This window comes from Polynucleobacter sp. GWA2_45_21 (genome assembly GCF_001830325.1).
In the GTDB taxonomy this organism is placed as follows: Bacteria; Pseudomonadota; Gammaproteobacteria; order Burkholderiales; family Burkholderiaceae; genus Polynucleobacter.
Genome location: NZ_MHZG01000011.1, coordinates 17,010 through 38,701, shown reverse-complemented (window position 1 = coordinate 38,701; position 21,692 = coordinate 17,010). Strand labels below are relative to the sequence as shown.

Below are 21,692 nucleotides of genomic sequence, written 5' to 3'. Positions count from 1 at the left end.
AAGTAGAGATCACATGACCAACAAACAAATAGAGATTAGTGCGCAAGACATTGGCGCTATCGAAAAGCCTGCCAATCAGGCTCGTCTCGTGAAGGCACCCGAGCATTTCATTTCACAGGAGCTGATAGCTGACATTAACGCTAATGGCTTAGATGAAAATCGTCGCGGTTTCTTACGTAAGGGCTTCATGTCTGCCCTTGGCGGCGCGGCCGCGGGCCTAACGGCTCCTTTGGCTATGGCTGCAGGTGAAGGTGATCCTGCGATTCTTGAGAAGCAGGAGTGGCAAACCACTCTTGGTAAGAATGTGGCAACGATGCCGTATGGTGTGCCATCCATTTATGAATCAAATCTCATTCGACGTGAGTCTCCTGGTTTAACTCGTGTATCCGCTGCCTCGGTTGCTTTCACACCCCTACAGGGATTGTTTGGAACCATTACTCCAAATGGCCTGCACTTTGAGCGTCACCATCAGGGTTGGTACAACCTCAATCCCGAAACTCATCGCCTGATGGTAAATGGTTTGGTAAAAAACCCACGCGTTTTCACCATGAACGATTTGATGAGATTGCCATCAGTTTCTCGTACTCACTTTATTGAGTGCGGTGCTAATACTGGTCTTGAGTGGGGTAATGTTGCCGTACCTACTGTTCAGTACACGCACGGCATGCTTTCTTGCTGTGAGTTCACTGGCGTTCCTTTAAAAGTGTTGCTTGAAGAATGTGGCGCTGACCTCAAAAAAGGCAAGTTCATGCTTGCTGAAGGTGGTGATGGTTCAGGCATGACTCGCACGATTAACTTGGAAAGCTGTTTAAACGACACTATCGTGGCTTGGGCGATGAACGGTGAGATGTTACGCCCTGAAAATGGTTTTCCATTACGCTTGGTAGTTCCTGGTGTTCAAGGTGTTAGTTGGGTGAAATGGTTGCGTCGCCTTGAAGTAGGTGATATGCCATGGAATGCGAAGGATGAGGCAGTTCACTATATTGAATTGATGCCGGATGGATCGCACCGTCAATATGCATCGATTCAAGAATGTAAATCGGTCATCACAACACCATCTGGTGGTCAGCAGTTGCTGGATAAAGGTTTCTACAACGTGAGTGGCATGGCATGGTCTGGCCGTGGAAAAATCACCCGTGTAGACGTTTCATTTGATGGCGGCAATAACTGGCGTACAGCTCGTTTGGAGACGCCGATTCTGACCAAGTCAATTACTCGATTCAATATCGATTGGGTTTGGGATGGTTCTCCAGCTATCCTGCAATCGAGGGCTATGGACGATACCGGATACATTCAACCTACTATTAAAAAGTTGCGTGATGTCCGTGGAACTCGTTCCATCTATCACAACAATGCAATTCAGTCATGGAAATTGGATTCAAACGGCGAGGTGAGCAATGTTCAAGTTGGATAAATTTAGCGTCCGCTTAGGATTTGCGGCTCTCATCGTAATGACTGCGCATCAAGCCTTGGCGCAATCAGGTTCGGCAAAGTTCCCTGGTATTGGTAGAACAGCCACGCCTGCAGAGGTTGCTGCATGGGATATTGATGTCAGGCCTGACTTTAAAGGTTTACCAAAAGGATCTGGCTCTGTTGAAAAAGGTCAAGCCATTTGGGAAGCTAAATGCGCAAGTTGTCATGGCACCTTTGGTGAGTCAAATGAAATCTTTACACCTATCGCTGGTGGTACCACCAAGGATGATGTGAAGACAGGTAAGGTTGCCTCATTAAAAGATATGAAGCAGCCGCAAAGAACAACCTTAATGAAGGTGCCAACGGTATCTACATTGTGGGACTACATTTACCGTGCTATGCCGTGGAATGCCCCAAGATCTTTAACGCCTGACGATACCTATGCGGTTGTTGCTTTCATTCTCAGTCTTGGTGAAATTGTTCCTGATGATTTTGTGTTGAGCGATAAAAATATTGCTGAGGTCAAAATGCCAAACCGAAATGGTATGACGACCAAACATGGTTTCTGGAATGTTAAAGACAAGCCGGATGTCAATGGAAGTTCTTGCATGCATAACTGCGTTCCATTTGTTCAAATTGGTTCAACATTGCCTGATTTTGCTCGTAATGCCCACAACAATATTGCCGAGCAAAACCGCATGTATGGCCCTTATAGAGGCGCGGATACAACCAAGCCTCCAATTAAGCAATTGCCTGGAGCTTCTGGTGAGGGCTTGGCTCATGCAGCAGATACCCATTCTTCTGCAGCAAAAGGACCAGCAGCACTCTTTAAAAATGAGAACTGCTCAGCCTGTCATGCGCCTAATGCGAAGTTGGTTGGCCCATCAATAGCCGATATTGCCAAGAAATATGATGGGCAGAGTGGTGCGGTCGATAAACTCATGGCAAAGGTTAAGGCCGGCGGGGCGGGTGTATGGGGTTCCATTCCAATGCCGCCACAGGCCCAGCTTTCTGATGAGGATCGCAAGACTTTAGTGACGTGGATACTCTCTGGTGGCAAATAAAATAGCCAATTAGGTAGTAACCTCAATGTTTTAATGCAAAATAAGCAATAAATTGACAGAAGTTAAGATTAATAAAGGAGTTTTTATGAATCAGCAGCGACGCAGTTTGATGAAGTATTCAGCAGTATTTGGCCTAATGGCTTCTGCAGGCCTTATCAGCACTGCTCAAGCTCAAGAGTGGAACAAAGCCGCTTTTGAAGGCAAAGGTATCGATGATGTATTCAAGATCTTGGGTGCTGATAGTCCAGATAAATCCTCTGCAGTGACTTTGAATGCCCCAGATATCGCTGAAAACGGTGCAGTTGTTCCTGTTGGAATCACTTCTACGCTTAAAGCGGAGCAAATGGCTATCTTGGTTGAAAAGAACCCAAGCTCGCTAGCAGCTCAATTCTTTATTCCTGCTGGCACAGATTCATTTGTGACAACACGTATCAAAATGGGTCAAACATCCAATGTATACGGCTTGGTAAAAGCTGATGGCAAGTGGCTAATGACTGTTAAAGAAGTCAAAGTAACGCTTGGTGGTTGCGGCGGTTAATCCCGAAGCATATTAATAAACACAATTCATACATAGAATAAAAGAGGAACCAAAATGGCTGATCCAATGCGCGTAAGAGCTGCTGAAAATGGCGGTACTGTAGATGTAAAAATTTTGATGAAACATGATATGGAATCTGGTCAGCGTAAAGACGCTTCTGGTAAAACTATTCCAGCATGGTTTATCAGCACCATCAATGTCAAAGCTAACGGCAAAGATGTATTCAATGGTCAATTTGGCCCAGCAGTATCCAAAGATCCATTCTTGAACTTCAAGTACAAGGGTGCTAAGGGCGACAAGATTGTTGTGACTTGGAACGATAGCAAAGGCGACAAACGTACTGATGAAGCTACAGCTTCTTAATATTAGTACGCATAATTAAAACTATAAAAGGGTTACCATGAAAACACGCATTTTATATGGCGTCATTATTGGCTTGTTTGCAGTATTGCAAGGCTGTTCTAGCTCTGCAAAAAATGAGGCTTCTACAGCCGCCGCTCCTGCTGGAGGGGCTCCAACTGACGAAATTGAAAAATATCGTGCAATGATTGCCGATGGTAACCCTGCTGATTTGTATGAAGCAGCTGGTGAAGATATTTGGAAAAAGCCCATGGGGCCTAAGAATGTATCTTTACAAAAATGTGACTTAGGTATGGGTCCGGGTGTAGTTAAAGGCGCCTATACACAGTTGCCTAAGTACTTTAAGGACACCAATCAAGTTCAAGATCTGGAATCTCGCCTTGTTACCTGCATGACCAAATTGCAAGGCTATGATGCAAACGAGATCATTAAGGCAGGATTTAGCAAAGGCAAGCGTAAAGATTTAGAGGCTGTTGTGGCATATGTTGTCGCAGAATCTAAGGGAATGCCTATTAATGTTGTTGCCAAGCATCCTAAGGAAAAGCAGGCATACCAAATGGGTAAAGAATCATTCTTTTATCAGGGTGGCCCAATGGATTTCTCCTGCGCATCATGCCACGCGTCTAATGGCAAACGAATTCGTTTGCAGGATCTGCCTAATCTCACCGAGCAAAAAGGTGCTGCTTTAGGTTGGGGCTATTGGCCGGCATACCGTGTTTCCAGCGGTACTTTCTGGACTATGCAACGTCGTCTGAACGACTGCTACCGTCAGCAACGTTTCCCAGAGCCAATCTATATTTCCGAAGATACCATTGCAGTCTCCATGTACATGGCTGTGAATGCTAAGGGCGGGACTATGAATGCACCAGGACTGAAGCGTTAATCGCTGGAGATAAATAATATGAAAAACAAATTATCAATTTTGGCGTTTACGCTCCTAGCTGTAGCTGGTACTGTTAGTGCTGCTACTCCTTTTGAAAAAATGATGTCTAGCAGCTTCCAGGCTAAAGGACAGGCTGGTTTAGATCGCTTAGATCAAGATGCAGCTCAGAAGTTTTGTTCTAACCCTGTAAATCTCGATGGTGGTGGAGATCCTAAGACTCGTGAAAAGATTCAAAAGGAAAATATGGCCACCATTAAACAGCCATCCGATGGTAAATACCTTGGTGACTGGAAGAGCGGCGAAAAAATTGCACAAAGCGGTCGAGGTGCAACCTGGTCTGATAAGGCTGGATCTGTAAATGGTGGCGGTTGCTATAACTGCCATCAGATCAATATTAAAGAAGTATCTTATGGAAATATTGGTCCATCACTTTGGAACTATGGAAAGTTACGTGGTTACTCTAAAGAGGTAGTGGAATACACCTGGAACCGAATTAATAATTCGAAGGCATATAACGTGTGTAGCAATATGCCTCGATTCGGGCACTTCAAACTCTTAAATGAGAAGCAAATGCAGGATGTCATGGCATTGCTCTTAGATCCAGAGTCGCCTGTTAACAAGTAATAAAAATAAACAGGCCGAAAGGCCTGTTTTCTTTAGGAAAATACTATGTCTTTAAATCGTCGCGAGTTTTTGCAAGCATTGGCTATCGCCTCAGCAGGCGGCATGAGTTTGCAATCCAATTTTGCAAGCGCCCAAACTAGTGCGCAAAAGTTCTATGATTTGCCGAAATTTGGTAATGTGCACTTCCTGCATTTCACCGATTGCCATGCGCAACTTCTACCAATTTATTTCCGTGAGCCTAATGTCAATCTTGGTATTGGTGCTCAAGAAGGCAAAACCCCGCACTTGGTCGGAGAGTATTTCTTAAAGGCAAATGGAATTAAGCCTGGTACACGTGATGCACATGCCTTCACTTATCTTGATTACGTAGCAGCAGCGCAGAACTACGGAAAAGTTGGTGGCTTTGCCCATATGGCAACCCTCATTAAACAAATTAAAGCAAGCCGCCCAGGCGCGCTCTTGTTGGATGGTGGTGATACTTGGCAAGGTTCAGGTACGGCGCTTTGGACTAATGGCCAGGATATGGTTGATGCAGCGCTACTCTTGGGTGTTGATGTTATGACTCCACACTGGGAAATGACTCTCGGTGAGAAGCGTGTCATGGAGATTGTGAATGGCGACTTCAAAGGCAAAGTGTCTTTCGTTGCTCAAAATATTAAAACTGCAGACTTTGGTGACTCAGTATTTAATCCTTACGTCATGAAAGTGCAGAATGGCGTTCAAGTTGCCGTCATTGGCCAAGCATTCCCATACACACCGATTGCTAACCCACGTTATTTCACTCCTGATTGGACATTTGGTATTCAGGAAGAGAATTTACAGAAAACCATTAATGAAGTGAAAGCTAAGGGAGCAAAAGTAGTTGTCTTGCTCTCGCATAACGGTATGGATGTTGACTTAAAAATGGCATCCCGTGTTACCGGTTTAGATGCCATTATGGGCGGTCACACCCATGACGGAGTTCCAATTCCTGTCAAGGTAAAGAATGCTGGTGGCGTCACTTTGGTTACCAATGCTGGCTCGAATACCAAGTTCTTAGGTGTATTGGATTTTGATGTAAAGGGTGGCAAACCGGTAGATTTCCGTTACAAGCTCTTCCCAATCTTCTCCAATATGATCCCTGCTGATCCTGCAATGAATAAGCTGATTCAAAAAATCAGAGCACCATATGAAGCTAAGCTCAATGAAAAATTGGCTACTACAGAAGGACTCCTGTATCGCCGTGGAAACTTCAATGGTAGTTTCGACCAATTAATTTTGGATGGTCTCATGGCACAAAAGAATGCAGAGATTGCATTCTCACCAGGCTTCCGTTGGGGAACTAGCCTATTACCAGGTCAACCAATTACTCGTGAAAACTTATTGGATCAAACGGCTATTACTTATCCATACACCACGGTTACTAACATGACCGGTGAAATGATCAAGACGATTCTTGAGGATGTAGCAGATAACCTATTTAATCCTGATCCGTATTATCAGCAGGGTGGTGATATGGTTCGTGTCGGCGGAATGCAATACACCATTGATCCGGCTGCATCTGCCGGCAAGCGCATTAGCGATATGCGTCTCAATGGCAAGGACATCGATCCAAGCAAGACTTATAAAGTTGCCGGCTGGGCTCCTGTGAGCGAAGAGGCGAAGAATGCTGGTGGAGAGGCGATTTGGGACGTTATTGAGCGCCATCTTCGTGATGTCAAGGTGGTCAAAGCAGTCCAGCTTAATGAACCAATCATTAAAGGCGTTACAAACAATCCTGGCATGGTTGCCCTTAAATAAGAAAGTGGGACTTTCATGAAAAAATATCTATCTTTAGCTGCATCAATTCTTATTGCTTGTTCTGCGTTGGTTTCTCAACAGGCGTTTGCTGCGGGCTCAAGCGTTGTTTATCACATTGATGATGCTGATACTCAAGGCATTAAAGGCTTGAGAAACGTACGCAATCACATGGACGTAGCGCCTGACACCAAGATCATCGTTGTAACTCATGCTAACGGGGTTGACATCATGATGGAAGGCGCAAGGGATAAGAAGAACAACATTGAATATGCCCCTTTGGTTGGTGCATTGAAGTCCCGCGGCGTTCGCTTTGAAGTTTGTGAGATTACTTTAAAAAATAGGAATCTCAAGAAGGACCAATTTATTCTGGATACCGACTTCACGCCATCTGGCGTAGCAAGAATTGGTGATCTTCAATTTAAAGATCATTTTGCTTACATCAAACCATAATCCTATTCTGTGAGCATGCTCCTGCATTGTCTTCGCCATCTAAAAATAGCATTATTGATTAATGCTATTTTTTTTAGCTTCTGCTTTGCTCAAAGCGGCCCAGTTGAAAAGGATCCAGCAGGTGTGTTGCTTAATCCGATCAAAGTAGCGCCGCATACTTACTTTGTTCAGGGTAGGGCAGAATTAGGTAGCAGCGAGAATCAAAACTTTATCTCTAACGCAGGTTTTGTTGTTACTCCCAAGGGTGTAGTTGTCATAGATGCCTTAGGCTCTCCAGCCCTAGCGAAAAAGTTGATTCAAGAGATTTCAAAAGTTACCAAGCAAAAAATTATTGCTGTTGTAGTGACTCACTATCACGCCGATCATGTCTATGGACTTCAAGAGTTCAAAAAGATTGGCGCGAAGATTTATGCTCAGGGTGAAGGCAGAAGTTACATTTCCTCTGAAACTGCAAAGCAACGGCTTATTGCATCCAGAGTTGACTTTGCACCCTGGGTTAATGAGCAAACCAAGTTAATAGCCGCAGATACATGGATTGATCAGCAATTGAAGTTGAATATTGGCGGAGTGGAGTTTTTAATTAGCCGAGTTGGCCCGGCCCATGCGCCTGAAGACTTATTGGTCTACGTTCCGTCCGAGGGGGTCTTGTTTGCCGGAGATCTCGTTTTCCGCGGTCGAATCCCATTTGTGGGTAATGCTGATAGCAGGGGGTGGCTAAAAGCCTTAGATGAGTTTGAGAAATTTAAGCCTAAGGTGGTAATCCCTGGCCATGGACCACAATCTGTTAATCCAATCGAGGATATCCGCTTTACAAGGGATTATTTGAGATATTTGCGTGAATCAATGACGGAATCGGCCATAAATATGGATCCCTTTGAGGAGGCCTATAAAAAGACGGATTGGTCAGAATATGACGGGATGCCCTTATTTAGGGCTGCAAACCGTATGAACGCCTATAACGTTTACCTGTCGATTCAGGCGGAATAAGGCAAATTTATCATCTGGGCTTTAAAATAGTCGTTTACATCGCTAAATGACTGATTTCAAATGAAATTACTACAACTGAAGCTGTGCTTTGCCCTGGTTGCTATCTTTGGCCTCAACTTATATGCATCTGCAAGTCCGGATATTGCCAACGGCAAGAAGATTGACGAGCAGAAGTGCTACGCCTGTCACGCCAAGAAAACGGGCTTTGGTAATGGCGATATGATCTACACCCGCAGCGACAGCAAGGTTAAAAACCTTCAGAATTTAAAGTCGATGGTTGCAATGTGTAATACAGAACTGCGGCTAGATCTCTTTCCTGAAGATGAGGCAGATGTCACGGCCTTTCTCAATCAGCAGTTTTATAAATTTAAAAAATAATTAAAGAATTTTCATTATGGAAGCAGTGGATATCAGCAGTTTGAGTAAGTCAGTTCTATGGGCGACCTTCGCAATTACTTTTTTGCTTGGCGCCGTAATGCAAAAAACGGGTTTTTGCAGCATGGGTGCAGTTTCAGATATTTATATTATGTCCAGTTGGGGTCGCCTTAAGCAGTGGTTTCTTGCTATTGGTGTTGCCGTCGTTGGCTTTGCACTGATGTCTTACTTTGGTTTGATTGATCCGCTGAAGAGCATGTATACCGGCAGTAAGTTTTTATGGTTATCTACTATCGTAGGTAGCACATTATTTGGCTTTGGTATGGTGCTCGCATCGGGTTGCGGAAGCAAAACGCTGGTTCGTATTGGTGGCGGCAATCTCAAGTCAATTATTGTATTTATTGTTCTTGGACTAACAGCCTACATGACTATGAAAGGCTTCCTCGGAGTTATTCGCATTAACACCTTGGATTCTGTATTTATTACGCTAAATACTCCTCAGGATTTACCAAGCATTTTGAGTCCCGTTACCGGCATTGCCAGAAATAATTTACATCTTGCTCTTGGTTTGATCGTCGGCTTTGCTTTTATTGCCTACGCTCTTGCTAGCAAAGCATTCTGGACAGCAGAAAACGTATTTGCCGGAATATTTGTTGGTCTGGCTATCTGCGCAGTATGGTTTGTATCTGGAAACTTAGGTTTTGTTGCTGAAGATCCTAATACCTTGGAAGAGGTTTTCTTGGTCACCAATTCTGGGCGGATGGAGAGTCTCTCCTTTGTTGCGCCTTATGCTTTTTCATTAGATTGGTTAATGCTCTACAGCGATACCTCAAAAATTATTACTCTTGGTATTGCTGCGGTAGCTGGAATGATTTCTGGATCAGCGTGCGTATCGCTGATTACTAAGTCATTTCGCTGGGAGAGTTTTCGTAATACTGAAGATACCGCCAACCACTTGGTTGGAGCCAGTTTGATGGGCTTTGGCGGTGTTACAGCGCTTGGATGCACCGTTGGTCAAGGTTTGAGTGGTATTTCTACCTTAGCAATTGGCTCGTTACTTGCATTGCCAGGCTTTATCTTTGGCGCTTACTTGGCCCTGCGTTATTTAGAAACACGCAATGCACCTAATCCTTGCAGTTAATTCAAAGGCTAGATAAATAATATGCAGATAGATTGGTTGGCTTTCTCCCCGGGCCCCGCATTTTTTGGTGGAATCTTGTTAGGTATTGCAGCAGCTTTATACGTCATTCTTCATGGACGTATTCTTGGTATCAGCGGCATCATTTCAGGATTGCTATCACCCAAAGAGGGTGATGTTAGTTGGCGCATCAGCCTAGTTCTTGGCTTATTGAGTGCGCCATTTTTGGGAAGCTTATTTTTTGACCTGCATACAAGCTCAGTGATAGATGCTGAATGGATTGCAATCATTATTGCTGGTTTGCTAGTAGGTTTTGGTTCCACATATGGCTCAGGATGTACTAGCGGTCATGGTGTTTGTGGCTTATCTCGATTGTCCCCAAGGTCTTTGGTTGCCACCTTATCTTTTATGGGCGCTGGGTTTTTGACGGTTTTTGTTATTCGCCATATATTGGGTCTTTAAATGATGAGAAGACATTTTAATTTTTATAGCCAATACTTGATTGGTGTTTTGTTTGGATTTGGCCTGATTATTTCTGGCATGAGTAATCCACAAAAGATTCTCAGCTTTCTAGATCTTGCTGGTAATTGGGATCCCTCTTTAATGTTTGTCATGGGTGGGGCTATTCTTGTGGGTCTAGGCGGCTTTTATTTAGTCTCTAAACGTACTGAGGCATTTTTTGGTGGCGCCCTCCACATCCCAACTAGAAGAGATATCACTAAACCGCTCGTAATCGGCGGCATCATTTTTGGGGCGGGTTGGGGTATTGCTGGATTTTGCCCTGGCCCTGCGCTTGTTGCGCTTGGTGCCGGGCATCTGAAGGCTTTAGTCTTTGTATTGGCAATGCTGGCTGGTATGGCGCTTTGCAATCGATTCTTTACCGGTCACAAGAAGTAAGTCTGATTTAAAATCTGGATAATTCGTTTTTATACACTTTTATCTATTTTTTGAGGTTTAGATGAGCCTTCCTATTTCCTGCCACACCGATCAGTTCGGAACACTCGGTCAGATTGATCCCAGCCACTTAGCTGAAATTGTTAAGCAGGGTTACAAAAGCGTAATCAACAATCGACCAGATTTTGAAGGTGGGCCAGACCAACCCACAAATGCCCAAATTCAGGCTCAAGCTGAAGCTTTGGGTTTGAACTACGCCTTTTTACCTGTCATCCCAGGTGCGTTTACTCAGGATCAGGTTATTGAAATGGCGCGTTTACTCAAAACAATGCCGCGTCCAATATTGGCCTTTTGTCGTTCAGGTGCTCGCTCCACCAATTTGTATCAAATGGCTCTTCAAGTTCGCTGATTCATCTTTGATTGCCACTGAGAATTCATGCGCATAGAAATCCCAGAGGAGAAAAAGTTTGTTCATGAGATGAGTATGCCGATTCGTTGGGGTGACATGGATGCATATGGACACGTCAACAATACGGTGTACTTTCGCTACATGGAGCAGGCTAGGGTGGAGTGGATTACATCCCTTGGGTACAACGTCGCGCCTGGTGATGAGTCTATGCTGATGATGAATGGTTTTTGTAATTTTTATCAGCAACTTTCTTATCCAGGCGATCTCATTTTAAAAACCTATATTGGAAATATTGGTCGTTCAAGTTTAGATGTTTACACCACGATGGCATTAACTACTGAGCCTGATACGATGGCAGCAGTAGGGGGCGCCACTATGGTGTGGGTTGATCTAAGGACTGGAAAATCTACGCCCTGGCCTGATCATGTGATCAGCAAGCTACGATAGGATATTGTTTGCAATCCAGCAACCCGCACATTTTGAGTATTGAAAAGCTGGCATCATCTTTGGATCAGTTCGACGCCATCATTGATGTCAGGTCACCAGCAGAATTTGCTTTAGATCATATCCCTGGTGCCATTAATCTCCCGGTCTTAAGTAATGATGAGCGTATAGAGATCGGCACCCTGTATAAGCAGGTTTCACCATTTGCAGCAAAGAAATTAGGTGCCGCCTATGTCTCACGCAATATTGCTAACCATCTAGAAAATTCTCTTATCGACTTTCCAAGAGAATGGCGTCCTTTGATTTACTGTTGGCGTGGTGGCGAGCGCAGCGGTGCATTTACCCACATCCTCAATCGCATTGGCTGGAAGGCCATGCAGCTACAAAGCGGCTACCAAGGCTTTCGTCGTGTTGTGATTGATGGCCTCGATCAGGCTGCTAAAGATTTTTCTTTCCAGGTCATTGCTGGTATGACTGGAAGCGGCAAGACTCGTATCCTCCAGGAGATTGGTTTACTTGGTCAGCAAATACTGGATCTTGAGGGCTTAGCCATTCACCGTGGCTCAGTCCTTGGTAATGAGCCGAATATTGAGCAGCCCTCACAAAAAGGCTTTGAGACGAATTTGTGGAATGCATTGAATCAATTGGACACCAGCAAGATTGTATTTGTTGAGTCTGAAAGCAAGAAGGTGGGGGGCTTACATATTCCGGATCCATTAATGGAGCGGATTCGTGAAGGTCAATGCATTGAACTTCGTTCAAGTACTGCTACACGCGTTTCTTGGCTTCTGCGTGAGTACCGACATTTTTTATCTAACCCAGAAAGCTTTAAGCAAAAGCTTGGCTTGCTAACATCGCGTTATGGCAAGGTTCAAATTGCCAAATGGCATGAAGCAATTGATGCGGGAGATTTTGAGAGTTTAGTGGAAGAGTTGTTGGTCATGCATTACGACCCATCCTACCAATCTTCTATCGTTCGCAACTTTCCAAGCTATCGCGAAGATCATTTCGTAGAACTTGAGAATGACAGTGATGAAGCTTTTGCAAAGACTGCAAAAGACCTCATCACCAAAATTCAGCTTTAACTAAAAGCCTGTATTCCGGTTTGTGCACGGCCCAAAATGAGGGCATGAATGTCATGCGTACCTTCATAGGTGTTGACGACTTCCAGATTAAGCATATGACGTACTACGCCATATTCATCTGAGATGCCGTTTCCGCCATGCATGTCTCTAGCTAGTCGCGCTACATCTAAGGATTTTCCGCAAGAATTACGCTTCATCATGGAAGTGATTTCTGGGGCAGCGATACCTTCATCTTTCATACGACCTAAGCGCAAGCAGCCTTGAAGAGCTAGCGTAATCTCAGTCTGCATATCAGCCAATTTCTTTTGAATGAGCTGATTGGCTGCAAGAGGGCGATCAAATTGCTTACGATCCATAGTGTATTGGCGTGCAGCATACCAACACCACTCAGCGGCACCAAGCGTACCCCAGGCAATGCCGTAACGCGCTGAATTCAAGCAGGTAAATGGGCCTTTGAGACCTGTAATTTCCGGGAATTCATTTTCAGCTGGGACAAAGACTTCATCCATTACGATTTCGCCGGTAATAGAAGCGCGTAGACCCATCTTCCCGCTGATCTTAGGTGCAGATAGACCTTTCATACCTTTTTCTAAAATGAAGCCTCTAATCAGGCCCTCATCATTTTTAGCCCAGACTACAAATACGTCTGCAATTGGGGAGTTGGAGATCCACATCTTGGAGCCAGTGAGTGAGAAGCCACCTGGAACTTTCTTAGCTCTCGTGATCATGCCGCCGGCATCAGAGCCAAAATTTGGCTCAGTTAATCCAAAGCAACCAATCCATTCGCCAGTAGCCAGCTTAGGCAGGTATTTCTGTTTTTGAGCCTCACTGCCAAACTCATTGATAGGAACCATGACTAAGGATGACTGCACGCTCATCATGGAGCGATATCCAGAGTCCACGCGCTCAATTTCACGAGCAATCAATCCATAGGAAACGTAATTGAGATTTGCGCCACCATATTCTTCAGGGATGGTGATACCTAAAAGGCCGAGTTCACCCATTTCACGGAAGATGGCTGGATCAGTAGTTTCATTGCGATAAGCATCATGAATACGCGGCATTAAACGACCCTGGGCATATTCAGCGGCAGCGTCGCGCACCATGCGCTCTTCTTCAGTTAATTGCGTATCAAGGAGTAGGGGGTCTGCCCAATTAAAACTAGCTTTGCTCATGGTTCTTTGTTGTCCTATCGTAGTTTTTAATCTGCACACTGTGAAATTCCATGAATGCAGATATTCTCCTTCCATTATCCATTTTTTTCTTGTTTGATGGACTCTCCTAGACGCCACCACCGCTACTACGACCTGATACTGACAGCGTTTGTAGTAGTCCTGCTGTGCTCCAACTTTATTGGCGCCGGTAAGGCTGCGACGTTGGATTTGCCTTATTTTGGCAATGTCACATTTGGGGCTGGGATCCTGTTTTTCCCGATTGCTTATTTTTTTGGCGACATACTTACTGAGGTCTATGGCTATGCTTATGACCGCCGAGCAGTATGGGCGGGATTTACAGCCCTGGCTTTTGCTGCCATCATGGCTCAAGCAGTAATTGCTTTGCCGGTTGCCCCAGGGTCATATATGGCCAATTACCAGCAGGGCATGGAGACTGTATTTGGCAATTCTTGGAGAGTGGCTCTTGCCTCCATGATTGCCTTTTGGTGTGGGAGTTTTGTTAATAGCTACACATTGGCCAAAATGAAGATTTTGTCCCAGGGTCGCCACCTCTGGATGCGCACCATAGGCTCCACGGCTAGCGGCGAGCTAGTGGACTCATCGCTGTTCTATTTGCTGGCTTTTTACGGCCTATGGCCCATAGATGAGGTTTTAGCTGTGGCAGCTTCCCAATACGTCTTAAAGACCGCCTGGGAGGTTCTAGCAACCCCCATGACCTACTGGGTAGTCAGTTTTCTGAAACGTAAGGAAAACCAAGACCACTATGACATTCATACCAATTTCACGCCGTTTAAGCTGAAAGTCTAATTTACGGCTTTTTTGAGCGCTAGCCGTTAAAATAACGGTCTTTGATGCAAAACCTGCATCCGCACCCTAGTATCGACCTATCAGAAAGTAAGAACACATCCGTGCTGTCCGCATCTAATATCACTATGCAGTTTGGGGCGAAACCCCTGTTTGAAAACATCTCCGTTAAGTTTGGTGGCGGTAATCGCTATGGCCTAATCGGCGCCAACGGTTGCGGTAAATCTACCTTTATGAAGATTTTGGGTGGCGAGCTAGAGCCAACCAGTGGAAATGTGAGCTTGGATCCTGGCATTCGCCTTGGTAAGTTGCGCCAAGACCAGTTTGCGTATGAAGATGTGCGTGTATTGGACGTAGTGATGATGGGTCACGAGGAGATGTGGAAGGCTGCAGCCGAGCGTGATGCCATCTACGCCAACCCAGATGCTACCGATGAAGATTACATGAAGGCTGCTGAGCTCGAGGGCAAGTATGCTGAGTACGGTGGCTATACCGCAGAAGCAAAAGCAGGGGAGCTGTTATTAGGTATTGGTATTCCTATTGAGCAGCACAATGGTCCAATGAGCAATGTGGCTCCAGGCTGGAAGTTGCGTGTATTGCTGGCGCAAGCCTTGTTCTCTGATCCAGATGTACTCTTACTCGATGAGCCAACTAATAACTTAGATATCCACTCCATTCATTGGCTTGAAGATATTCTCAATCAAATTAAGAGCACGATTGTCATCATTTCCCATGATCGCCACTTCCTTAACGAGGTGTGTACGCACATGGCAGACATGGACTATGGAACACTCAAGGTGTACCCAGGTAATTACGACTCGTACATGCTTGCATCCGTACAAGCAAGATCACAGCAGCTCAGTAATAACGTTAAAGCCAAAGAAAAAATTGCCGAATTAGCCGCATTCGTTGCACGATTCTCTGCTAACGCATCGAAGGCACGTCAAGCGACATCACGTCAAAGACAGTTAGAGAAAATTGAGATTGTTGAAGTGAAGCCTTCTTCACGTCAGAACCCATTTATTCGTTTTGATGCTGAGAAAAAACTTCATAACATGGCCGTGGAGTGCAATGCACTAAGCAAGGCTTACGACCGCCCGATTTTTAAGAACTTCAAGATTGGTATTCGTGCTGGCGAAAAGATCGCGATCATTGGTCAAAACGGTGCAGGTAAAACCACCTTATTGAAAACAATCTTAAGCAAACGCTTTGAAGGAATTCCTGCGGATAGTGGTGATGTGAAGTGGGCAGAAAACGCTAATGTTGGCGTCATGCCTCAAGACAATACTGAGATGTTTGCAAAAGACGAATTGCTCATGGATTGGATGAATAACTGGCGTAATACTGGCGATGATGATCAAGTGATTCGTGGCACATTGGGCCGCTTACTATTCTCAGGCGATGATATTGGTAAGTCTGTCAAAGTATTATCTGGTGGCGAGAAGGGCAGAATGATTTGGGGCAAATTAATGCTTCAAAAATATAACGTCCTTGCAATGGATGAACCAACCAACCATATGGACATGGAGTCCATTGAGAGCTTGCAAATTGCGCTTGAGAAATTCGATGGCACTTTGATATTTGTTTCTCATGACCGTGAGTTTGTTTCTGCTTTGGCCAACCGCATCTTAGAAGTCAAGATGGACGGCACCGTAGTGGATTACTCTGGAACCTACGAAGAATATTTACGCAGCCAAGCTTTAGCTGGTTAAGTATTTTCTTTAGATTGACGTTGGAATCGCATCGCAGTGCCATCGGCACGGATGCGTTTCCATACCGAATCTTTTTCTTCTTGACTAAAGAAGACCCAATTACTGACCTCGCCTAGAGTGCGGCCGCAACCCCGGCAGATTTCATCATAGAGAGTCGTACAAACGCCAATACAGGGCGAATCAGAAGCGTCATCACCAACCCCTAAAGAATTGGCTCCAGCTTGTTCTGGTGAGTTATTGGACGAAGTCATGGCAGTACTTTAGACGATTTCAGGGGAATGTGTTGCTCAAGCTCATCCACATATGCAGCCATTCCTTCATGTTCTCGCTCCAAAAAGCGCTTAACCGCAATGGAGAAGTTCGCATCTGCAATCCAATGTGCAGACTGCAGGGTAGTGGGCAAGAATCCTCTAGCCATTTTGTGCTCGCCTTGAGCACCACCCTCAAACACTTGAATACCTTCCTTGATGCAATACTCAATTGCTTGGTAGTAAGCCAATTCAAAATGTAAACAAGGGATATGTTCAATCGCTCCCCAGTAGCGTCCATATGCTTTTTTATTTAGCTTATCGACTACGAGCAAAGATGAGGCTATCGGCATCTCATTCTGAGTGGCAATAATGAGATGAAAATTCTCAGGCATGCTACTGCCAAGTAATTGAATGCATTCTTCAGTCAAGTACGGTGAAGAGCGGTGTTCAATATAGGTGTTTTCATAGCAACGATAAAAGAAGTTCCAATCGCTCGGCGTAGCAATCTGACCCGGAATATGTCTGTAGCTGATTTGGTGACCTTCTACAGCAGCGCGTTCTCGACGAATATTCTTACGACGCTTCATGGTTAAGTCGGCTAGGTAATGCTCAAAATCTGGATAGTTGTGGTTGTGCCAATGAAACTGCACTGAGTCGCGCAGCATAAAACCTTGTTGCTTGAGCGCCTCTAATTCTTCATTTTCTGGGAAGAGTACATGAGCAGATGAAAGCCCATTTTGACTTACTAGTGTTTTTAAGCTTGAGACCAAAGCTGCTTGTATAGCCCCTTTATCCGCTTTAGGAGATACAAGTAGCCTAGGGCCACGAACTGGAGTAAATGGAATGGCAGATAGGGCCTTTGGATAGTAAGTCATCCCGTTCTGCTCGTATGCCTGAGCCCAGGGCCAATCAAAGACAAACTCACCATAGGAATGTCGCTTAAGGTAAAGCGGCATTGCACCAAGCAATCGTGATTTTGAATCTTCAATAATGAGGTGGGCAGCTTGCCATCCAGTATTGCCGCCTACACAACCAGTTTTTTCTAGCGCATTAAGAAAAGCATATTTTAAGAATGGGCCAGAATCAGGTGTCAGTAGGGCATCCCAATCACTCTCAGCAACATCTGAAAGGGCGTCGATGATTCGAAGTTGGATAGCTTCCTGTTTCAACTAAGGCGTAGGAATTCAGCGTTGAATTAACTCAATCTTGTAGCCATCAGGATCCGTAACAAATGCAATGATGGTGTCCCCACCCATTACGGGGCCAGCTTCACGAGTGACACTGCCACCAGCGGCTTTGATTTTTTCACAGGCTGCATAGGCGTCGGGAACACTGATTGCAATATGTCCAAAGGCATCGCCAAGATTGTATTTTTCAACACCATGGTTGTAGGTCAGCTCAATCTCAGATTGTCCGTCTGCATTACCCTTTCCGAAGCCTACAAATGCCAGCGAATATTTTTGTTCAGGGCGTTCAGTAGTCCGAAGCAAGTTCATACCTAAAACTTTGGTATAGAAATCAATTGAGCGAGTCATATTGCCGACTCTCAGCATGGTATGTAGGATCATCATTGCTTAAATATAAAGCTAAACGTCGTTTTTTGTTGAGCAAGAAAAAACCCAGGGGATTGGCCTGGGTTCGTGGGTTGGAGCAGCTGGATCTTATTGAATCTTTGCCTTAGCGCGGAGCTTTTGCATTAATTCAGAGAATTTTGCTTTTTGCCAATTCTGATCTGCTGCGATCATCTGCTTTAGCTGATCTTTGATTTCATCCATGCTGGGTGGCTGGACATCACGTACATCATCCAGTTTGATGATATGCCAGCCATACTGAGTTTTTACCGGCTTATCGGTAACTTGACCTTTTTTAAGTTGGACCATGGCCTTAGAGAACTCTGGCACCAGCGATTTATCACTTACCCAGCCTAGATCCCCACCATTTGGTGCGGAGCCAGGATCTTTAGACTTTTCTTTAGCAATTTGCTCAAAGTTGCCGCCAGCCTTAATTTGCGCAGTAATCGCTTTTGCATCAGCTTCTTTTTCAACGAGGATATGTTCAACGTGATATTCCTTGCCGGTGTACTGTCCCTTAACTTGCTCATAAGCAGCTTTTAGCTCAGCTTCGGTTACGCCTTCTCTTTCAACGAAGTCCTCAAATACAGCCGCAATGAGCACACCCATCTTGGACTGCTCTAGTTGCTCGCGAACAGACTCTTTTTGTGTGATTCCCCGGTTATTCGCCTCTTGTAAGATCAGCTCACGTGTCACCAGCATTTCTCTGGCCTGATCTCGCACTTGAGGGCTATCCGGTTGATTCGATTTTTGAATTAATTTATCTAATTGCGCTTTCGGAATAGGTTTGCCATTCACGATCGCAGCATTTTGCGCATGAACTGCTGAGGTTAGAAGTGCAAGGCTAAAAGCGCTAATGGTCAAAATTGGGCGTATGTTCAACATGGGCTAGAAAATATAAATAGGGATAAAAGGGAATCTTAAAGCAATCTGAGGTTAATTAGTGCTTTCACTAGGGGTGAATGCCAGAATGGTCAGGGCGTGGATCGCATCAGGAAAGTGTTTGTTTAGGGCGGCATAGATAGCTCTATGCCTAGCGACCTTGTTCATACCCTCAAATTCTGGAGCTACGATCGTGAGCTTGAAATGCCCGCCGCCCGAGGCCGCTCCAGCATGACCTGCGTGGAGGTGGCTTTCATCTTCAATAGTTAAATGCTTTGCCTGAAATGCGGATCTTAGGTCGGACTCAAATAAAGCAATTCGGGCTTGATTAATGCTCATTCTGCAGGGTGCTCCATGTGGCGACTGAGCCAAACGCCTTGAATAATTACAAAGACTACCAGCAGAGCTGTGCTACCAAATAGTTTGAAGTTAACCCACGTTTCTTCAGAGAACTCAAAAGCAATGTAAAGATTGAGTGCACCCATCAAGAAGAAAAAGATTGACCAGGCCATATTCACTTGATGCCAAACCGACTTAGAGCTGTGCTCTTTTAGGGTAATTTGTTTTCCCATTAAAACCTGTATCCAGTTTTTTTGAAAAAACTGAGCGCTAATAAATAGAGCGCCTGCAAAAAGCCAATATAGGGCCGTTGGTTTGAGTTGAATAAAAGTCTTATCGTGCAGGAATATAGTCAGACTACCAAAAACCAGAATCATGACCAGGCTGACCCATTGCATCGCATCAATCTTACGATGGCGATAGTAAACCCAGAGAATTTGTCCAATGGTGGCAACCATAGCTACGATGGTTGCTGTGTAAATGTCTGCAAATTTGAATGCAATAAAAAAGAGGATGATCGGGAAGAGGTCAAATAGAAATTTCATGCGGTGATTATCCAGCTATTTCAGAATTATTCAGTCTTAGTAGTAGTGGCATTCTCGGAAGGTTCAAATCTTAAGGATGCTGAATTAATGCAGTAGCGAAGCCCCGTAGGCTGCGGACCATCTTCAAATACGTGCCCCAAATGCGCATCACAATGGGTGCAGCGGACTTCGGTGCGAATCATGCCATGGGACATATCCCGAACTTCGGTAATCGCTGCAGCATTCTCAGGTGCGTTATAGCTAGGCCAACCGCAACCTGCATCGAACTTGGTCGAAGATTGAAATAGGGGGGTATCACAGCAAATGCAGCGATATTGACCATTTTCCCAGTGATCCCAGTACTTGCCAGTAAAAGGCCTCTCTGTTGCGGCCTCACGCGTTACCCGGTATTGGGTGTCACTCAATGTATCTCTGTATTCCCGATCTGTTTTCTTTGTCATGACAATGAATTTCTTTCATTAAGAAGAGCAACTGACTGCAACTCGTTGCATATCCAGTGGCGGTGGTTTTGAGTAATCATTAAATAACAACTGCTCATCGAATGGCTTGCTCAATATTGTTAATAGGGTATCGACTTCAGAAAAATCATCCTGCTGCGCCTTTTCAATTGCAGCTTGAGCTAAGTGATTTCGCAGAATGTATTTTGGGTTGACTTTATCCATCAGACTTTTTCTATCATCATCGGATAAATTCTCAGATTGAAGTCTACTGGTGTAGTCGGCAAACCATTGATCAATACGTTCACGATCAACAAATTCATTTCTTTGTAAGATCTCTGTTGGATTAGATTCTTTTTTGAGATTGCCCAAATTGCGGAAGAAGCTGGTGAAATCTACCTTTGAGTCATGCATAGCTTGGAGGAGGCGTTCAATGAGTTCTACATCAGCATCCTGCTCTGATTGCAATCCTAGTTTTTGTCGAAATGCTTGTTGCCATTCTTTGGCGTAGATCAATGGAAAATCTTCAAGGGCTGAGCGCAACAGGTTTTGAGACTCTTCTGCAGAATGCTCTAGCTCCAATAGAGGAAGCATTGCACTGGCAAGACAGGCCATATTCCAATGCATGATTTGGGGCTGACGATGGTATGCATATCTGCCGCCATGATCACTATGATTGCAGATGTGGTCGATTTCAAAATGATCTAAAAACCCAAAAGGGCCATAGTCAATAGTCAGGCCTAGAGCGCTGATGTTGTCGCTATTTAAAACGCCATGACAAAATCCTACCGATTGCCACTGCGCTACCAACTTGGCATTGCGAGCACTAATCTGTTTAAAAAGACTTAGATAGGGATCCTCTTTGGATGCACACTCTGGATAAAATTCTGCAATCAGTAGATCCGCTAATTCTTTCAGGCGGACAATATTTTGGAGCGAAGCAAAGTGTTCAAAGTGGCCGATGCGAATAAAGCTTGGGGCAATGCGAGAGCAAACCGCAGCTGTTTCCATGGTTTCACGTCTAACCGCCTGTTTTGATCCAACTACGGAAAGAGCGCGGCTAGTAGGTATACCAAGCGCATGCATTGCTTCGCTACACAGAAATTCTCGAATAGAAGATCTTAAGACTGCTCTTCCGTCACCCATTCTGGAATAGTGCGTTCTGCCAGCACCTTTTAACTGTAGCTCTAAATGATTGATATCACCCAGTAGGATTGCGCGACCATCGCCTAATTGTCCTGCCCATGATCCGAATTGATGTCCGCTATAAGCCGTTGAAATCGGATTAGAAAATATGTGCTTGCCCACATTCAGTTGATTTCCTCCCAATACCTCCAGCCATTCTGGATCTTTAGGCAAACCATTATTTCCAAGCTCCAAATGGATTAGCTTGGCGACAGCCGGTGAAAATGCAACCCAGTAGGGATTGGGCAGTGGAGTAGGTGGGGTTGCTTGGCATACATCATCGCCACGGAGGGTAAAAGGCATATTTGTATTCTATGGGTAATTCACAAGTACCGCAGAAGCCTCTAA

The 21,692-nt window shown here is 44.8% G+C and carries 27 protein-coding genes; 18 read left to right on the top strand and 9 right to left on the bottom strand.

Going from position 1 to position 21,692, the window contains the following annotated elements:
- The first annotated feature begins 13 nt into the window (after positions 1-13).
- The 16 genes from soxC to mnmH all read left to right on the top strand — a co-directional run bounded on the left by soxC (position 14) and on the right by mnmH (position 12,443).
- Positions 14-1,414, top strand: coding sequence for a sulfite dehydrogenase (gene soxC, locus A2X74_RS08345; RefSeq protein WP_293627052.1), 1,401 nt, complete (start codon positions 14-16; stop codon positions 1,412-1,414).
- The gene (locus A2X74_RS08340; RefSeq protein ID WP_293627054.1) at positions 1,398-2,477 is read left to right on the top strand and encodes a c-type cytochrome; all 1,080 of its coding nucleotides are present in this window, start codon (positions 1,398-1,400) and stop codon (positions 2,475-2,477) included. The genes soxC and A2X74_RS08340 overlap by 17 nt, the downstream gene beginning before the upstream one ends.
- Before the next feature lie 85 nt (positions 2,478-2,562).
- Positions 2,563-3,015, top strand: a complete 453-nt coding sequence (gene soxY, locus A2X74_RS08335; protein ID WP_215300805.1) for a thiosulfate oxidation carrier protein SoxY — start codon at positions 2,563-2,565, stop codon at positions 3,013-3,015.
- Between the two features lie 54 nt (positions 3,016-3,069).
- Positions 3,070-3,378 carry a thiosulfate oxidation carrier complex protein SoxZ gene (gene soxZ / locus A2X74_RS08330; protein WP_015421154.1) on the top strand — a complete coding sequence of 103 codons (309 nt, stop codon included), beginning with the start codon at positions 3,070-3,072 and terminating at the stop codon, positions 3,376-3,378.
- A 37-nt stretch (positions 3,379-3,415) separates the two neighbouring features.
- Complete coding sequence (gene soxA, locus A2X74_RS08325; protein WP_293627057.1) at positions 3,416-4,258, top strand: sulfur oxidation c-type cytochrome SoxA; 843 nt, start codon at positions 3,416-3,418, stop codon at positions 4,256-4,258.
- An 18-nt stretch (positions 4,259-4,276) separates the two neighbouring features.
- Entirely contained in the window at positions 4,277-4,882 is a 606-nt protein-coding gene (gene soxX, locus A2X74_RS08320) for a sulfur oxidation c-type cytochrome SoxX (protein WP_293627059.1), read from the top strand.
- Positions 4,883-4,927: 45 nt separating this feature from the next.
- Positions 4,928-6,661: a thiosulfohydrolase SoxB gene (gene soxB / locus A2X74_RS08315; RefSeq protein ID WP_293627060.1), complete on the top strand. Its 1,734-nt coding sequence runs from the start codon at positions 4,928-4,930 to the stop codon at positions 6,659-6,661.
- Between the two features lie 15 nt (positions 6,662-6,676).
- Entirely contained in the window at positions 6,677-7,111 is a 435-nt protein-coding gene (locus tag A2X74_RS08310; RefSeq protein ID WP_293627062.1) for a DsrE family protein, read from the top strand.
- Positions 7,112-7,126: 15 nt separating this feature from the next.
- Complete coding sequence (locus tag A2X74_RS08305) at positions 7,127-8,098, top strand: MBL fold metallo-hydrolase (RefSeq protein ID WP_299765267.1); 972 nt, start codon at positions 7,127-7,129, stop codon at positions 8,096-8,098.
- 60 nt (positions 8,099-8,158) lie between these two features.
- Positions 8,159-8,476, top strand: a complete 318-nt coding sequence (locus A2X74_RS08300) for a hypothetical protein (RefSeq protein WP_293627066.1) — start codon at positions 8,159-8,161, stop codon at positions 8,474-8,476.
- Between the two features lie 16 nt (positions 8,477-8,492).
- The gene (locus A2X74_RS08295) at positions 8,493-9,614 is read left to right on the top strand and encodes a YeeE/YedE family protein (RefSeq protein WP_293627068.1); all 1,122 of its coding nucleotides are present in this window, start codon (positions 8,493-8,495) and stop codon (positions 9,612-9,614) included.
- Positions 9,615-9,635: 21 nt separating this feature from the next.
- The gene (locus A2X74_RS08290; protein WP_293627070.1) at positions 9,636-10,073 is read left to right on the top strand and encodes a YeeE/YedE thiosulfate transporter family protein; all 438 of its coding nucleotides are present in this window, start codon (positions 9,636-9,638) and stop codon (positions 10,071-10,073) included.
- A gap of 3 nt (positions 10,074-10,076) precedes the next feature.
- Positions 10,077-10,508 carry a DUF6691 family protein gene (locus A2X74_RS08285; protein WP_293627136.1) on the top strand — a complete coding sequence of 144 codons (432 nt, stop codon included), beginning with the start codon at positions 10,077-10,079 and terminating at the stop codon, positions 10,506-10,508.
- A gap of 61 nt (positions 10,509-10,569) precedes the next feature.
- Positions 10,570-10,914 (top strand): TIGR01244 family sulfur transferase, encoded by a 345-nt coding sequence (locus A2X74_RS08280; RefSeq protein WP_293627072.1) that lies wholly within the window; start codon positions 10,570-10,572, stop codon positions 10,912-10,914.
- A 27-nt stretch (positions 10,915-10,941) separates the two neighbouring features.
- Positions 10,942-11,361 carry a thioesterase family protein gene (locus A2X74_RS08275; protein ID WP_293627074.1) on the top strand — a complete coding sequence of 140 codons (420 nt, stop codon included), beginning with the start codon at positions 10,942-10,944 and terminating at the stop codon, positions 11,359-11,361.
- A gap of 8 nt (positions 11,362-11,369) precedes the next feature.
- Positions 11,370-12,443 (top strand): tRNA 2-selenouridine(34) synthase MnmH, encoded by a 1,074-nt coding sequence (gene mnmH / locus A2X74_RS08270; RefSeq protein WP_293627076.1) that lies wholly within the window; start codon positions 11,370-11,372, stop codon positions 12,441-12,443.
- On the opposite strand, the gene A2X74_RS08265 is transcribed toward mnmH, so the two are convergent.
- Positions 12,440-13,618, bottom strand: coding sequence for an acyl-CoA dehydrogenase (locus A2X74_RS08265; protein ID WP_293627078.1), 1,179 nt, complete (start codon positions 13,616-13,618; stop codon positions 12,440-12,442). The genes mnmH and A2X74_RS08265 overlap by 4 nt on opposite strands.
- A gap of 96 nt (positions 13,619-13,714) precedes the next feature.
- Between A2X74_RS08265 and A2X74_RS08260 the strand changes: the two genes are divergently transcribed.
- Both A2X74_RS08260 and A2X74_RS08255 read left to right on the top strand, forming a co-directional pair.
- Complete coding sequence (locus A2X74_RS08260; RefSeq protein WP_293627080.1) at positions 13,715-14,425, top strand: queuosine precursor transporter; 711 nt, start codon at positions 13,715-13,717, stop codon at positions 14,423-14,425.
- A 101-nt stretch (positions 14,426-14,526) separates the two neighbouring features.
- Entirely contained in the window at positions 14,527-16,134 is a 1,608-nt protein-coding gene (locus tag A2X74_RS08255; RefSeq protein ID WP_293627138.1) for an ABC-F family ATPase, read from the top strand.
- On the opposite strand, the gene A2X74_RS08250 is transcribed toward A2X74_RS08255, so the two are convergent.
- From A2X74_RS08250 to A2X74_RS08215, 8 genes are all read right to left on the bottom strand, one after another.
- Positions 16,131-16,385, bottom strand: coding sequence for a DUF1289 domain-containing protein (locus tag A2X74_RS08250; RefSeq protein ID WP_293627081.1), 255 nt, complete (start codon positions 16,383-16,385; stop codon positions 16,131-16,133). The genes A2X74_RS08255 and A2X74_RS08250 overlap by 4 nt on opposite strands.
- Entirely contained in the window at positions 16,382-17,554 is a 1,173-nt protein-coding gene (locus A2X74_RS08245) for a GNAT family N-acetyltransferase (protein ID WP_293627083.1), read from the bottom strand. The genes A2X74_RS08250 and A2X74_RS08245 overlap by 4 nt, the downstream gene beginning before the upstream one ends.
- Positions 17,555-17,569: 15 nt before the next feature.
- The gene (gene gloA / locus A2X74_RS08240; protein WP_293627085.1) at positions 17,570-17,956 is read right to left on the bottom strand and encodes a lactoylglutathione lyase; all 387 of its coding nucleotides are present in this window, start codon (positions 17,954-17,956) and stop codon (positions 17,570-17,572) included.
- A gap of 90 nt (positions 17,957-18,046) precedes the next feature.
- Positions 18,047-18,841, bottom strand: a complete 795-nt coding sequence (locus A2X74_RS08235) for a peptidylprolyl isomerase (protein ID WP_293627087.1) — start codon at positions 18,839-18,841, stop codon at positions 18,047-18,049.
- 51 nt (positions 18,842-18,892) lie between these two features.
- Positions 18,893-19,177 carry a BolA family protein gene (locus A2X74_RS08230; protein ID WP_293627089.1) on the bottom strand — a complete coding sequence of 95 codons (285 nt, stop codon included), beginning with the start codon at positions 19,175-19,177 and terminating at the stop codon, positions 18,893-18,895.
- The gene (locus A2X74_RS08225; protein WP_293627091.1) at positions 19,174-19,722 is read right to left on the bottom strand and encodes a septation protein A; all 549 of its coding nucleotides are present in this window, start codon (positions 19,720-19,722) and stop codon (positions 19,174-19,176) included. Before A2X74_RS08225 ends, A2X74_RS08230 begins: the two co-directional genes overlap by 4 nt.
- A gap of 26 nt (positions 19,723-19,748) precedes the next feature.
- Complete coding sequence (gene msrB, locus A2X74_RS08220) at positions 19,749-20,162, bottom strand: peptide-methionine (R)-S-oxide reductase MsrB (RefSeq protein ID WP_293627093.1); 414 nt, start codon at positions 20,160-20,162, stop codon at positions 19,749-19,751.
- A gap of 18 nt (positions 20,163-20,180) precedes the next feature.
- Positions 20,181-21,647 (bottom strand): protein adenylyltransferase SelO, encoded by a 1,467-nt coding sequence (locus A2X74_RS08215; protein ID WP_293627095.1) that lies wholly within the window; start codon positions 21,645-21,647, stop codon positions 20,181-20,183.
- Between the last annotated feature and the right edge of the window lie 45 nt (positions 21,648-21,692).